This is a genomic window from Pauljensenia sp. UMB10120 (assembly GCF_030212035.1).
Taxonomy (GTDB): Bacteria; Actinomycetota; Actinomycetes; order Actinomycetales; family Actinomycetaceae; genus Pauljensenia; species Pauljensenia radingae_A.
Genome location: NZ_JASODH010000004.1, coordinates 189,100 through 203,875, shown reverse-complemented (window position 1 = coordinate 203,875; position 14,776 = coordinate 189,100). Strand labels below are relative to the sequence as shown.

At 57.6% G+C, this 14,776-nt stretch carries 13 protein-coding genes and 1 tRNA gene; 6 read left to right on the top strand and 8 right to left on the bottom strand.

What is annotated here, in order from left to right:
* Positions 1-13 precede the first annotated feature (13 nt).
* The 8 genes from QP093_RS05635 to dnaA form a co-directional block, all read right to left on the bottom strand.
* Positions 14-87: transfer RNA gene (locus QP093_RS05635), tRNA-Ile, on the bottom strand.
* Between the two features lie 122 nt (positions 88-209).
* The gene (locus tag QP093_RS05630) at positions 210-614 is read right to left on the bottom strand and encodes a DUF3566 domain-containing protein (protein ID WP_058237580.1); all 405 of its coding nucleotides are present in this window, start codon (positions 612-614) and stop codon (positions 210-212) included.
* Complete coding sequence (gene gyrA / locus QP093_RS05625; protein ID WP_257590334.1) at positions 611-3,196, bottom strand: DNA gyrase subunit A; 2,586 nt, start codon at positions 3,194-3,196, stop codon at positions 611-613. Before gyrA ends, QP093_RS05630 begins: the two co-directional genes overlap by 4 nt.
* 72 nt (positions 3,197-3,268) lie before the next feature.
* A complete protein-coding gene (gene gyrB, locus QP093_RS05620) occupies positions 3,269-5,305 on the bottom strand; it encodes a DNA topoisomerase (ATP-hydrolyzing) subunit B (protein WP_070726082.1) in 2,037 nt (678 codons plus the stop codon).
* A 215-nt stretch (positions 5,306-5,520) separates the two neighbouring features.
* On the bottom strand, positions 5,521-6,234 hold the full coding sequence (locus tag QP093_RS05615) for a DciA family protein (protein WP_285015425.1): 714 nt from the start codon (positions 6,232-6,234) through the stop codon (positions 5,521-5,523).
* Positions 6,227-7,480, bottom strand: a complete 1,254-nt coding sequence (gene recF, locus QP093_RS05610) for a DNA replication/repair protein RecF (protein WP_285015423.1) — start codon at positions 7,478-7,480, stop codon at positions 6,227-6,229. The genes QP093_RS05615 and recF overlap by 8 nt, the downstream gene beginning before the upstream one ends.
* 4 nt (positions 7,481-7,484) lie before the next feature.
* Positions 7,485-8,618, bottom strand: a complete 1,134-nt coding sequence (dnaN, locus tag QP093_RS05605; RefSeq protein ID WP_285015420.1) for a DNA polymerase III subunit beta — start codon at positions 8,616-8,618, stop codon at positions 7,485-7,487.
* A gap of 530 nt (positions 8,619-9,148) precedes the next feature.
* Positions 9,149-10,555: a chromosomal replication initiator protein DnaA gene (gene dnaA / locus QP093_RS05600; protein WP_058237586.1), complete on the bottom strand. Its 1,407-nt coding sequence runs from the start codon at positions 10,553-10,555 to the stop codon at positions 9,149-9,151.
* Between the two features lie 473 nt (positions 10,556-11,028).
* On the opposite strand from dnaA, the gene rpmH reads away from it, so the two are divergent.
* The 6 genes from rpmH to rsmG all read left to right on the top strand — a co-directional run bounded on the left by rpmH (position 11,029) and on the right by rsmG (position 14,753).
* Positions 11,029-11,166, top strand: a complete 138-nt coding sequence (rpmH, locus tag QP093_RS05595; protein WP_083314406.1) for a 50S ribosomal protein L34 — start codon at positions 11,029-11,031, stop codon at positions 11,164-11,166.
* Between the two features lie 7 nt (positions 11,167-11,173).
* On the top strand, positions 11,174-11,548 hold the full coding sequence (rnpA, locus tag QP093_RS05590) for a ribonuclease P protein component (RefSeq protein ID WP_058237587.1): 375 nt from the start codon (positions 11,174-11,176) through the stop codon (positions 11,546-11,548).
* Complete coding sequence (yidD, locus tag QP093_RS05585; RefSeq protein ID WP_285015415.1) at positions 11,545-11,955, top strand: membrane protein insertion efficiency factor YidD; 411 nt, start codon at positions 11,545-11,547, stop codon at positions 11,953-11,955. Before rnpA ends, yidD begins: the two co-directional genes overlap by 4 nt.
* On the top strand, positions 11,945-13,315 hold the full coding sequence (gene yidC, locus QP093_RS05580; RefSeq protein ID WP_285015412.1) for a membrane protein insertase YidC: 1,371 nt from the start codon (positions 11,945-11,947) through the stop codon (positions 13,313-13,315). The genes yidD and yidC overlap by 11 nt, the downstream gene beginning before the upstream one ends.
* 93 nt (positions 13,316-13,408) lie before the next feature.
* Positions 13,409-14,071 (top strand): Jag family protein, encoded by a 663-nt coding sequence (locus QP093_RS05575; protein WP_285015409.1) that lies wholly within the window; start codon positions 13,409-13,411, stop codon positions 14,069-14,071.
* Complete coding sequence (rsmG, locus tag QP093_RS05570; protein WP_285015407.1) at positions 14,064-14,753, top strand: 16S rRNA (guanine(527)-N(7))-methyltransferase RsmG; 690 nt, start codon at positions 14,064-14,066, stop codon at positions 14,751-14,753. The genes QP093_RS05575 and rsmG overlap by 8 nt, the downstream gene beginning before the upstream one ends.
* Positions 14,754-14,776: the final 23 nt, after the last annotated feature.

Genomic DNA, 14,776 nt, shown 5'->3' with positions numbered 1-14,776 from the left:
TGAGTGTGGACAGTGGGCCTAGCTGGACTCGAACCAGCGACCTCAGTCTTATCAGGACTGCGCTCTAACCAACTGAGCTATAGGCCCATCCGCGCCCCAAGGGCACCGAACTATCGTACCCGAGCATCGGTGCGACAACAAAACGAGAGTCTAGTGACGTCTATGACATTCACCGACACCACAGTCGCCATCTTCCACCGCTCGCGCCTCTACTCATCCATCAAGGACACGCGCACCCCGCCCACCAATGAGGCGATGATGTTGTACAGGAACGCACCCAGCGTCGACATCGCCGTGATCATGATGACGTTGGCAACCGCCGCAATGGTCGCGTAGGACAGCACCTTCGACAAATGCAGGTACTCCATGAGCGTGACGAAACGTTCCGCGCTCAGATTCTTGAGGAATTCCTCAATGTCGCCGAAAACGTGCATGGAGTCGAGCATCAGCCACAACACCAGGGTGGCGAACACCAACGCTATCCCCAGCGCCACGGACAACAGGAAGCCAACCTTCGTGACTGACCACGGGTCCACGCGCGCTACCGACAGGTCGACTCTGCGCGGTACATCCTCATCCAGGATCGGCTGATCGAGGTCTTCAAGATCGCTCATTGCTCGTCCTCCTCAGTTTCTGCACTTGACGCTACAGGCTCATCAGCCTCTTGTGCAGCTGATTCGTCGGCGGTTTCATCAACGGCCTCATCTTCGTCATCCTCCGTGTGACGCGTAATCGCAATAATGCGGTCATCGTCATCCGGGCGAGCGAAAATGACACCCATAGTGTTGCGCCCGGTGGCACGCACGTCGGACGCGTTGATTTGGACAAGTTTACCGGATTCGGTAATCACCATGACATTCTCGTCACTGTCGACAACGAGGGCGCCCACCAGTGCACCTCGTTCATCCACCAAGTTGCCTACTCGCACGCCGAAAATGCCGCGACCCTTCACAGGATATTCGCTCAACGGGGTGCGCTTCGCGTAGCCACCATCTGTGACGATCAGCAGGTCAGCACCCTCGCGCACAACTTCCATCGCCAGCAGCTCATCGCCGTCACGGAACTTCATGCCGCGCACACCCGACGTGCCGCGCCCCATCGGACGCAGCTGCTCATCGCTGGCAGTAAATCGCACCGCTTGCCCTTTACGGGACACCAGGATCAGATCATCATCAGCGTTCACCAGCTGAGCAGACACCTGCTGATCAGGCTCTCCGTTGTCATCATCACGCAAGTTGATCGCAATAATGCCACCGGTTCTGGCACTGTCGTATTCCGACAGGCGCGTTTTCTTCACCAGGCCGGACCGTGTGGCCAGCACCAGGTAGTCAGCCTCGTCGTAGTCGTGAATGGCCAGAACCTGCGCAATGCGCTCATCGGGTTGGAACGCAAGCAGGTTCGCAACGTGCTGACCGCGGGAGGTGCGACCACCCTCGGGAATCTCATACGCTTTCGCACGGTAGACGCGACCCAGGTTCGTGAAGAACAGCAGCCACTGGTGCGTGGTTGTGACAAAGAAATGCTCCACCACGTCATCGCCCTTGAGCTGAGTGCCGCGCACACCCTTGCCGCCGCGTTTTTGCGAACGGTAATTGTCGGTGCGGGTACGCTTGGCGAAACCGTCACGGGTGATGGTCACCACCACGTCCTCTTCGGGGATGAGGTCCTCCATCGACATTTCGCCCGCGTACGGCACGATCGTGGTGACACGCTCATCACCGTAGCGCTCGACAATCTCCGCCAGCTCGGTGGACACAATGTCGCGCTGGCGTTGCGGGGTGGCCAGGATGTCTTCCAGGTCGGCCACATGGTCACGCAACTGTGCGTGCTCGTCCAGAATCTTCTGACGTTCGAGGGCGGCCAGGCGACGCAACTGCAGCGCCAAAATGGCATCAGACTGCGCTTCATCAATGTTGAGAAGGTCCATCAGGCCGGTGCGCGCATCGTCGGCTGTTGGAGAGCGACGAATCAGCGCAATCACTTCATCGAGGGCATCGAGCGCCTTGAGGTAGCCTTCCAGAATGTGCAGGCGTTCGCGCGCCTTGTTCAAACGGAAGCGAGTGCGCCGCTCAATGACTTCGATCTGGTGTCTGATCCAGTGACGGATAAATCCATCCAGCGACAGTGTGCGCGGCACGCCGTCCACCAGGGCGAGCATATTCGCCGGGAACGAGTCCTGCAGCTGCGTGCGCTTGTACAAGTTGTTCAGGACAACTTTGGCAACCGCGTCGCGTTTGAGAACCATGATCAGGCGCGTGCCTGAACGGCCCGACGTTTCGTCGCGGATGTCCGCGATGCCCTGGATCTGGCCGGCCTTGACCATGTCGGCAATTTTCTGGACCAGGTTATCGGGGTTGACCTGGTAAGGCAGCGCCTTGACAACCAGGCACGTGCGGCCATGGATTTCCTCAACCTCGACAATGGCGCGCTGAATAATCGAGCCGCGGCCAGTGCGGTAGGCATCCTCAATGCCCTTGCGACCCAGGATCGTCGCACCGGAAGGAAAATCCGGGCCCTTGATGCGTTCCATGAGAGCTGCCAGCAGTTCTTCACGCGTGGCATCAGGATGCTCAAGTGCCCACTGCACACCCTCGGCCACCTCACGCAGGTTATGCGGCGGGATGCGCGTGGCCATACCCACGGCAATACCTTCCGACCCGTTGATCAGCAGGTTCGGAATACGCGACGGCAGGATCGTAGGCTCCTGGGTGCGCCCATCGTAGTTGTCCTGGAAGTCAACAGTGTCTTCATCAATGTCGCGCACCATTTCCATCGCCAGGGGCGCCATCTTACATTCGGTATAACGAGGGGCAGCAGGCCCCAGGTTACCGGGAGAACCAAAGTTACCCTGACCGGCAATGAGCGGGTAACGCATTGACCACGGCTGGATGAGGCGAGCCAAAGCGTCATACACGGAGCTGTCACCGTGAGGGTGGTAGTGCGCCAACACGTCACCGACGACGCGCATGCACTTGTAGAAACCTGCATTGGGGCGGTATCCGCCGTCGTACATGGCATACAGGATGCGGCGGTGAACCGGCTTGAGGCCGTCTCGCACGTCCGGAAGGGCGCGGCCCACAATGACCGACATGGCGTAATCAAGGTACGACCTCTTCATTTCCATTTCGAGGTCGACTTGATCAATCCGTCCGTGCGGAGCGGTTGATTCAATCTCTGTGGTGGGCTCGTCACTCACGATGAAACTCTCCTTGGTCCCTGATCAGTAGGTTGTTGACGATGGTCGGATCACTGCCGTTGCGCCGCGGCGCTAGGCGTCAATGAATCGCACATCCTGAGCGTTTCGTTGAATAAACGAACGCCTGGATTCCACGTCATCACCCATCAGCAGGGTGAAGATTTGGTCGGCAGCTGCTGCTTCGCCCACCTCGACTTGCTTCAAAATTCGGTGCGCAGGATCCATCGTGGTTTCCCACAATTCCTGGTCGTTCATCTCACCCAGGCCCTTGTAACGCTGGATGCCACCGTGCTTGGGCAGGCGATGACCGGCCTTGAGTCCTTCAGTAAGACAGTCGTCACGCTCCTTGTCCGAATACACGTATTCGTGCGGAGCATTCGTCCACTTGAGTCGATACAGCGGAGGTGTCGCTAGGTACACGTAGCCTTGCTCCACCAGTGGTCTCATATAGCGGTACAGGAACGTCAGCAGCAAGGTCGCGATGTGCTGGCCATCCACGTCAGCATCTGACATCAGCACGATCTTGAAGTAGCGCAACTTGTTGATGTCAAACTCTTCACCAATGCCGGTGCCCAGGGCGCTGATGAGAGACTGGATCGTCTCAGAGTTCAGCGCGCGGTCAAGGCGAGCCTTTTCAACGTTCAGGATCTTGCCGCGAAGTGGCAAAATCGCCTGGTGTTCCGGGTCGCGCCCACCGACGGCACTACCACCTGCCGAGTCACCCTCGACAATGAAGATTTCACACACCGAGGGATCTTTGGACGAGCAGTCGCGCAACTTCGTCGGCATCGACAGCGTGTCCAGGGCGGTTTTGCGCCGAGTGGCCTCACGGGCCTTGCGTGCCGCGACGCGCGCCAACTGAGCCTGCTGACCTTTCATGATGATCGCCTTGGCGTCGGCAGGATGCGCATCGAACCAGTCCTGCAGGTGCTGGTAGACCTGCTGCTGGACGAATGTGCGGGCTTCTGTGTTCCCCAGCTTGGTCTTGGTCTGGCCTTCGAACTGCGGTTCGGTCAGCTTGATGGAGATCACCGCCGTCAGACCTTCACGCACATCTTCACCGGACAGGTTTTCGTCCTTGTCCTTGAGGATTCCGCGCTCCTTGGCATAACGGTTGATCACCGTGGTCAGTGCCGTGCGGAAGCCCTCTTCGTGTGTGCCGCCTTCGGTCGTATTGATCGTGTTGGCGTAGGTGTGCAGGCTCGACGAGTACGCCGTTGTCCACTGCATCGCAATTTCCAGCGACATCGTGCCCGGATCGTTTTCAGCTTCAAAATCAATGATCTCGGAGTTAATGACGTCAGTCTTGCGGCTCGAATCCAGGAATTCCACGTAGTCGCGCAAGCCATGTTCATACATGTAGGACACGCGGCGGAACCCTGGAACAGGATCGTCAGCTGGGCCTTCGTCATCCCCGGTGATCTCGTCGCCCTCGTCCTGAACCCAGGGGCGCTCATCGGTCAGCGTGATGCGCAGCCCCTTATTGAGGAACGCCATCTGCTGGAAGCGGTGACGCAGCGTCTCAAAGTCAAACTCAGTGGACTCGAAGATCTGTGGATCTGGATAGAACACCTGGGTAGTGCCCGTTTCGTCGGTTTCCTCGCCACGTTCGAGCTCAGAAACCACTGCCCCGCCATCGGCAAAGGACATGCGCCACACGTACCCCTGTCGACGCACCTCAGTATCAACCCGGGTGGACAAAGCGTTCACGACGGAAATACCCACGCCATGCAGACCGCCGGAAACAGCGTACCCGCCGCCTCCGAACTTGCCTCCGGCGTGCAGAATCGTCATGACGACCTCAACGGTTGGTCGCCCCTCGGTGGGGTGAATATCCACTGGAATACCGCGCCCGTTGTCGACTACCTTCAGGCCGCCATCAGCCTGGATCGTCACCTCGATGTGGTCGGCATATCCAGCCAAAGCTTCGTCAACGGAGTTGTCGACCACTTCATACACCAGATGGTGCAAGCCGCGTTCTCCCGTTGAACCGATATACATGCCAGGCCGCTTACGAACAGCCTCCAGACCTTCCAGAACGGTGATGTCTGATGCCCCGTAATGCCCCTGGTCCTCATTTGGCTGGGAATTGATCCCTTCGTCCGCCACTCACCGGCTCCCCTCATTGTGATGGTGCTGCGCACCGCGGGCTGGCTGCCCTCCCGGAAAAATCCGGGACCGTGTGTCCACATGACACACTACTCATAATCTGTTTATATTTTACCAAAAAACAGGGTTTTTCGACTTGATTTCACGTTGGTGTAGGCCACGCTAAAGTACTCGTGAACTGCGAAAAGACAGGTTCTTGTGAAGTGTGGGAGGGGTCACCCATACGTGTCACGCACACCTCTGCCCTTCACTGACCATCGGCCCTTGTTCCAGGAGGGGGCCGACGGGCCGCGGACGATGACCTGATCGACCACTCCGGCACCGACTTCTTCGGCAATTCGGCGCTCAATATGAGGCAGAAGCAGCACGAGCTGTTTGGCCCACGCCGTTGATGAACAGCGCACAATGAGTGTGCGGTCATTGAAGGTTTCGATTGAACAGTGCTGGGCGACGTTGTCTCCAACAATCACTGGCCACTGCGCCATAACGGACCCCATCGCGGTCGAGGAATCCCACCCGCGATCATGCGTGGTCTTCTTGATGACACGTCCAATGGAGCGCGGTTCATTCCACCGCAAGCGACCAGAAGCCAGTCCCACACGTCCGGCGCGCCCAGCCCCGCTTCGATGCCGCAATGCCCACAGGGGTCCCAGCATGGCACGAGCTCGCAGTTCCTCGCGTGCATTGCGAGGTTCGAGGGTGACCTGACCACTGTGTGTATCACCGTTCGATGCACCGGTGTCACCTGCACCAGCGTGAGCGCCATGGGCGAACTCATCGCGCTGAGTGCGCCCAGAAGAGCCGGCAGCGCGCGGATGAGTGCTGCGCGTGGCTCCCCGAGCCAGCATGGCACGCTGCATGCGAGCAGTGGCCTGCGCGATCACATTGGTGCGCTCACCATCAGAAAGCAGTCCGGAATTTTCATTCACGCTCAATCACCGAGCCATCTTCTGGATCCCAGTGGACGCGAAAAATGTGAGCGTCCAGCTGATCGGGCACATCGCTCTCAACTGCCGCAGTAATGAGCACCTGATCTGCCTGCCTGATGACCTCGACAAGGGCTTGACGCCTCTGCGCATCGAGTTCAGCAAAGACATCATCGAGGATGAGGATTGGCCGTTCTCCCTCGTCACTCAGGACTTCAAAGGATGCCAGGCGAAGTGCCAGGGCAGCCGACCATGATTCGCCGTGAGATGCATAGCCTTTAACGGGTAAGTGTCCCAAAGTCAGTTCCAGGTCGTCGCGGTGGGCACCCACAAGGTTCACACCGCGTCGCACTTCATCGTCTCGAACATGCTGGAGGGCCTGTCTTAATGCCTCAATGTGCGCGGTCAGGTCAGTGACGTCGATATCGCTGAAGGCTGACACGGAGGCTTCCAGGCCCACTGAAAATTCTCGAGGCGAGTCAGCCACACTGCTATAGGCATCAGATGCCGGTGTACTCAGTAACGTGACGACGCGGTGGCGCTCAAGTGTGACCTGCGCAGACAGTTCCACGAATTGGTCATCCCAGATTTCCAGTGTTGACAGGTCAGGGACCTGGCCACGACGCACACGTGCACTGGCAGCTTTGAGCACTGCGGCGCGTTGGCGTGCCACACGGTCAAAATCTGCGCGAACGGCGCTGAACGTCGGGTGAAGCTGGATCGCGCATTCGTCGATGAAACGGCGCCTGACCTGCGGTGCATCGCGCACAATGGACAGATCCTCGGGTGCGAACACAACGGTCCTGACCATTCCGAGGATCTCCTTAGCCGCCAGCGTGGTGCGATTCAGGCGCGCCCGATTGGCTTTTCCGCGCACCACTTCCAGTTCCACCACCTGGTCGCGCCTACCGGCTTGATCGCGCCTTTCGGAGGATTCACCTGCCTGTGACGTATTCGAAGCATTGTCACTGTTGTCCCCGCTCAGCGACGTCGTGTGCTCCCCTGTCACCAATTTCACGCGGATCATGGCACCACCAGGAGGAGCCTCCTCGCCAGTCGGTACCCGCACCAGTGCCGTGTCGGCAGCGACCCGATGAGACGAAAACGTTGACAAATAGGCGATGGCCTCAACAAGATTCGTTTTTCCCTGACCGTTGTGGCCAACGAAAACGCTCACTCCAGCGGGAAGTTCACACACCTGGTGACGGTAGGAACGGAAATCATCAAGTGCGACGTGCGAGATACGCACACACTCACGCTCCGAAGCGGATGGGCATCAGCAGGTAGCGGAAACTGGTGTCCTCTCCCCCATCGAGTTCACTTTGACCAGTCATGACAACCGGCTTGGACTGGTGTGTAAAGCCGAAGCGCACAAAGTCGGCCGACAGCACCGACAGGCCTTCAATCAGATACGACGGGTTGAATCCTGTGGTGATCTCGTTGTTGACCTGAGCTTCAATTGCTTCCGAACCCTGGGCGCTTTCACCCTGGCCGGCTTCGAGGACCACCTGACCTTCTGAAAATGCCATCCGCACCGACGTCTTACGCTCAGCCACCAGCGCCATACGCTTGACCGCTTCAAGCAGCACGTGACGATCACATACAGCCTGAATCGGTGTGATTTCCGGGAAAAGTCGGGATACCGGCGGGTAATCCCCGTCCATCAACGTGGAGGTGGTGCGTCGACCCGATGCCTCAAAACCAATCAGAGATGATGCTCCTGGCTTGGATTCACGTGACAGACCGATCGTCACGCGCGACCCTGATGCGGTGGACTTGGCCACGTCGCTCAGAATCCGGGCCTTCACCAGTGCCGCATCGGAGAACTGCGGGTCACTGGGTTCCCATTCCAGGTCACGCACAGCCAGGCGGTAGCGGTCAGTGGCGATCAGCGATATGCGCTCACCTTCAAACTCCATACGCACACCCGTCAACAGTGGCAACGTGTCGTCGCGCGACGCGGCGATCGAGACCTGGCCGATGGCCTGGGCAAGTGTTTCAGAATCAACAGTGCCGCGTGTTTGGGGGTGTTCAGGCAGCAGCGGGTACTCATCCAGTGGCATCACAGCCAGCACAAAGTGAGACGATCCGCAGGTGATCGTCACTTTCGGTCCGTCAACAGTGAAATCGACCGGACGCTGCGGCAGTGACTTACAGATGTCGGCCAGCAGGCGACCCGATACGAGAACCTCACCGGGCTCATGTACTTCGGCAGGAATATGCGAGTTCGCGGATACCTCGTAGTCGAATGACGACAGCGTGACGATCTCAGCATCTGCGCTGAGTCTGACACCTGCCAGAATCGGGCTGGGTGGCCGTTGCGGCAACGCTCGGGCAGTCCACGATACGGCTTCCGACAAAATGTCACGGGCGACAGTGAACTTCATTCTGTACCCCTCCAACTCCCCGTGCGAGCACTCATTAGCTGTTTTGATGAACCGAACCAACTCTACTCGATTCTCATGCAGAAGTTGACCCCAAGGCGAAATATGTGGATTACATCAGAACTGACCACGAACCCGTGCGATGAGCTTCGTCGAGCTCTTCGCGAACTCATTAATCGGCCACCCATCGTTTGTTGTGAGTTTTCCACTTTTAATCTTTTATTTCTTTTTCTTCATCGTCATAGGACATGTGGAAAGTGTGGAAAAGCCCGTCAACCCCCGCGATTTCAACGATTCGTTACGTGGACAAATGTGGGCACGAGATGTGGACGCTTTATGAGCCGATTGTGGATTCACACAAGACCGGTCCGTGCATCCACAACGAGCAGGCATCGATCCACAGATCGAATCACAAATTTCTTGTCATTACCCACAGGATATCCACAGTTTTATCCCCAGCGGTGGGTAAGTAAGGAATATGCGGCTGGACGCGCCCCCTTCGTCAATTCGTGGCTCAACGGTACGGGCGATCCTTACGAATTGCGAGCTTTTTGCTTGATGCGGTTGGTCAACTCGGTGACGTGGTTGAAAATGTCACGCTTTTCCGCCATCTGCTCGGTGATCTTCTTATTGGCATGCATCACCGTGGTGTGGTCACGACCGCCGAACGCTGCGCCAATCTTGGGCAATGAAAGATCTGTCAACTCGCGACACAGATACATGGCGATCTGGCGTGCTTCCACCACCGTGCGGGAACGGTCAGTTGAACACAGTTGATCCAGCGTGACATCAAAGTAGTGCGCGGTCTGACCCATAATCAGTGCGGACGTGATCTCGGTGTCATCGGGATCAGAAATGATGTCCTTGAGGACCATCTCAGCCAGCGGCAAGTCAATGCGTTGCTGCGTGATATTGGCGAAAGCCGTCACGCGCAGCAGCGAACCCTCGAGTTCTCGAATATTCGACGAAATGCGCGAGGCGATGTACTCCAGCACAGCCGGATCCACTTCGATCCCCTCGCCAACGGCCTTCTTCTGCAAGATGACGATACGCGTTTCCAGATCCGGTGGCTGAACGTCGGTGAGCAGACCCCACTCGAAGCGCGAACGCAGCCGGTCCTCAAAGCCTGACAGCTGTTTGGGCGGCAGATCCGAAGTCAGAACGACCTGTTTATTAGCGTTATGCAGGGTGTTGAAGGTGTGGAAGAACTCCTCGACGGTCTGCTCTTTGCCCTGAATGAACTGGATGTCGTCCACCAACAGAATGTCCACTTCGCGGTAGCGGCGCTGGAATTCCTCCGCGCGGTCTTCGCGAATAGCGTTAATGAAGTCGTTCGTAAATTCTTCGGAATTGACGTAGCGCACACGCAGATGCGGATACATCGACAGTGCGTAGTGACCGATCGCGTGCAGCAAGTGAGTCTTTCCCAGTCCTGACCCACCGTAGATAAACAGGGGGTTATAGGACTTGGCCGGTCCTTCAGCCACTGCCGTTGCCGCCGCATGGGCAAAACGGTTCGAGGGGCCAATGACGAATGTGTCGAACGTATAGCGAGGGTTGAGCCGGGTTTCCGTTGAATCGATATTCACAGCATCGAGCACGCGCGAGGCTCCGGCGTCGCGCGGAGTTTGCAAAGGTGGAACATGATCATCGTCGGGTGATGCGCTCTCGTCTTCAAGCGGTGCAAGCGAGGTGTCAATGGTGACAGCGATGCGCACGTTGCGACCCAGTGCCTGGGACAGTGACTGCGTGACTTCGTCGGAAACGCGTGTCTCAATGAAACCTTTGGTGAATTCGTTGGGGACGGCCAGCAAGATGGTGCCTTCGATGTCGCCCAGAGGTTTCACCATGTTGATGAATGACGCCGCCAATGGCCCTAAATCAACGGATTTCAACGATTCGAGGGCGTCTGCCCACGCATCGGATAACGACTTGCTCACTGTTCTTACCTTACCTGCGAAACCGACGTGACATTCAACACTTGAACGCTACCAGTTTGTGACGACGTCCGGATAACTCACTGTATCGATCTGAGCGTAATCCACAAGTTGGGGAAAGGTCTGTGGAAAACACGCTGGCAAATGACACACGTGTAGTTACAAAGCCGAATTCAGAGATGCTGCGGAAAATCCGTAAATTACACCGTTGTGGATAACATGTGGAAATCCACGGATGTGGAAAAAGTTATCCACGGGCCAGTCCACAGTTGTGGACGAAAATTGGGAGTGTGGAACCGGTGACAATTGGCCTCGATTGCGTTGACGGCTCTGGGTCAAACCCCTACGCTTGAAATCTGTCTGTGCTCGCATGAGCACGCCGTGAACCGTCCTGCGAGAACAACTCGGTGGATACTCGCGGTGAAAGAAATAAAGGAAGAGTGGAACGAGGGGTTCCACCGTCAAGGAGTAGCGTCATGGTGAAGAGGACCTATCAGCCCAGTAACCGTCGTCGTTCCCGTACGCATGGTTTCCGTTTGCGTATGCGGACACGTGCAGGTCGCGCGGTGATCTCCAACCGTCGCCGCAAAGGCCGCGCACGTCTTTCTGCCTGAGACTTCGGTGTTGCCGCGCGCGCATCGCATGGTGGATTCGACCGATTTTTCAACGACAATCCGTCATGGTTCTCGCAGCGGTAATGCGATGGTCGTGGTGCATTGCCGAACCGACGAGGATGCTTCCAAGCGCCTCGTCGGTTTCATCGTGCCCAAGCGCGAAGTCGCGTTGGCAACACGACGCAACACCATCAAGCGTCGCCTGCGCCACCTCATGGCCGCGCGAGTAGCTGACCAGCCCGACGGTGCGCGCATTGTTGTCCGCGCAGGGCACCGAGCTCTGGGTCAGGACTCGGCCACACTGGGCGTCAACCTGGATCGGGCACTGACGCGGGCATGGCGCAAGTGGGATGAACGCGAGCAGCAACGGGGCCAGAAATGAGCCTCCTGCGCACCATCGCTTTGGCACCCATACGTTTCTACCAGCGCTTCATCTCTCCCGGTTTGCCACCACGATGCAAGTACGCACCCACATGTTCGGCTTACGCCGTGCGTGCGATCGAAGTTCACGGCATCATCAAAGGCACACTCCTGGCGTCATGGCGGCTCCTGCGATGCAACCCGTGGTCCAATGGCGGTGTCGACCATGTGCCGCTTCAAGGCCAGTGGAGTGCACCCCCCTGGGTTCCGCCTGACGATTGGGCGGGTTATCTGGACCCCGATGACTTCCCCGTAATGGGGCTTAGCGATTGTGACGAGTCGCCCTCGTGCACTCACGATACGATCAATCAGACATGCGCACATTCGCCTGTGCGAGACACACATGAAGGAGATGTCCATGTGGTTTGACAAGATCATTTACCCATTTACCGTTGCGATCGCATGGGTGTGGGTAAAGATCCACGATCTGCTGGTGGCGCTCGGAATGAGCGGTGGGCCAGGTGTGGCGTGGATCGTGTCGATCATCGTGCTGACGATTGTGGTGCGCGCACTGATTACACCTCTGTACGTCAAGCAGCTGCGTTCGCAGCGAGCCATGTCCGTCATGCAGCCTGAAATGAAGAAGATTCAGGAAAAGTACAAGGGCAAGACGGACCAGGCTTCTCGTCTCAAGATGAGCGAGGAGATGCAGGCGCTCAACAAGAAGTACGGGACGAATCCTTTTGCCTCGTGTCTGCCCCTGCTGGTTCAGATGCCGATTCTGTTCGGTATGTACCGCGCACTGTGGAACGCGGGTGCCGTTGCGCAGGGAACGTTCAATCTTGGCGACCACATCGGTCCGATCGATCAGGCGCTGGCTCAGGAAATCGAGCGGACGACGGTGGCAGGTGTGTCACTGTCAGGGCGCTTGACCGAATCGACGGGTGTGGGCCTGGCGGTCTTCATCATCTTGGCCATCTTCATGGTCGTGCTGCAGTTCCTGACGATGAAGATCTCGATGGAACGCAACATGCCGCAGCAGGCTCAGGATTCATCAAACCCGATGATGCGCACCCAGAAGATGATGATGTACCTGATGCCGTTGATGTTTGTCTTCACGGCATTTGTGGTGCAGATGGGCATCATGATCTACCTGTCGATCTCCACCGCGTGGACCTTCGGCCAGCAGATGGTGATGATGACTGTGATGCCGACCCCCGGTTCACCGGCCTACAAGGACGTGCTGGCCAAGCGTGAACGTGGGTACAAGGAGTGGGCCAAGCCTTACTTTGAGGAATACGACCGCAAGCGTGAGGAACTCGGATCTGATCCTGAGGCTGTCGCACAGCTGAACCAAACATCGCTCAAGGAAATCAAGAGCAAGGCCAGGAGCCAGCGCGTAGCCGGTAACTTCCCTGAATCAATGAGTGAGGGTGAAGTGCTGGGCGTATACCGTAACCTGGCGCTGCAGGAGTGGACGACGTTGCCTGACGAAACGTGGATGCGTGGCGTCCACCGTGCCAAGGAGCGCAGCGTGGTGCGCCAGGAGAAGGCTGCGAAGCGTGAACAGCCCCGACGGATGAGTCGTGAACAGCGCAAGCAGGCAGAAGCTAAGGAACGTCAGTTGGCTGCCGAGCATGAACGTGCCGAACAGAATCGGCGAGCTCGCCGCGAGGCGAACGACCGTGCCAAGAGCGAGCTGACCCCTGAAGAGGTGGAACGCCGCCGCGCACAGCGCAAGAGTCAACGCAACAACCCAGGCCAACGCAAGAAGAAGAAGAGAAAATGATCGGATAGTGGTGGCACTGACACACAGCGACAGTGACACTCACCGCCGATCCCCCGCACCTGAACAAGTGGAGCCCCACGGAAGGACATCTCAATGAGTGAGAAGAAAGACGAAACGTTGTCACGTCTGGAAGAAGAAGGCGAAGTCGCGGCAGATTACCTGGAGGAACTGCTCGATATTGCCGATCTTGACGGTGACATTGAGATCGACGTTGAAAACGGTCGCGCGTCGGTGGAAATCGTGGCTGACGACGCGACTGGTCTGGAAAACCTGGTCGGTGAGGACGGTGAAGTTCTCGACGCCCTTCAGGAACTCACGCGCCTGGCAGTACAAACCGAGCTGGGCGAACGCTCACGCTTGATGCTGGACATCGCGGGCTTCCGTGCCGATCGCCGCGTCCAGCTTCATGAGCTGACACAAGAGGCCATTAACCGCCTGAATGCGACGGGTGAGCCGCAAAAGCTTGAACCGATGAACCCGTTTGAGCGCAAGGTGTGTCACGACGTGGTGGCCGAGGCTGGCCTGCACTCCGAATCGGAAGGCGCAGATCCACATCGCTATGTCGTGATCTCCGATCCGCGTGACGATGAGAGCGACGACGTTGATGACGACGCGCACTTCGAGGATTCAGACAGCGATGACGAATCTGTTAACGAGGTGCGCGCTCTGGAGGAATTGCAGGAAGGCGACTTTGTTGCTCCGGCTTCTGATGTAGCCGAGGCAACCTCGGAACTTGCTGAGCGCGACGATGAGTGAGGATGCGGCGCCTGCGGCCGGTAGTGTACCTGACGGCACCGGCGACGCTGACCTGGTGATCCCCGAAGAGCCCACCGAAGCTGTGCGCGAGTATTTCGGTACCAGCTTCTCGGCATTGGAGCACCTGGTCGACATGCTGCTTGACGAGGGAGAGATGCGCGGCTTGATCGGACCGCGTGAAGCCGGACGATTGTGGTCGCGCCACATTGTGAATTCAGCTGCGGTATTGGATTTTCTGCCTAAGCGTGGACAGGTGCTTGATGTGGGTTCAGGCGCGGGATTTCCTGGCCTAGTTATTGCCATTTGTAAACCATCACTTGACGTTCACTTGGCAGAGCCGATGGAGCGTCGGTGTGAATGGTTGGCGGACGCAATCGATGAGCTGGGTTTGGACAATGTGACAATCCACCAGGCTCGCGCGGAAGATCTGCGCGGTAAGGGTCGTGCTGATGTGGTGACGGCTCGTGCAGTGGCGAAAATGTCGAAACTCGTGCGAATGACGTCCAAGCTGATTGCTCCTCATGGTCAGTTGGTGGCGTTGAAAGGTCGTCGTGCTGCGCTCGAAGTTGAGGATGCACGCAACGAATTGAAGCGCCATCATCTCCTCGCTGAGGTTCATGAAGTACCGTCAGTGATGGAAGATGAATCGACCTATGTGGTCGTTGCCCGTCGCGATGTGTGACCTCGGAACCAGCGGCTGACAGA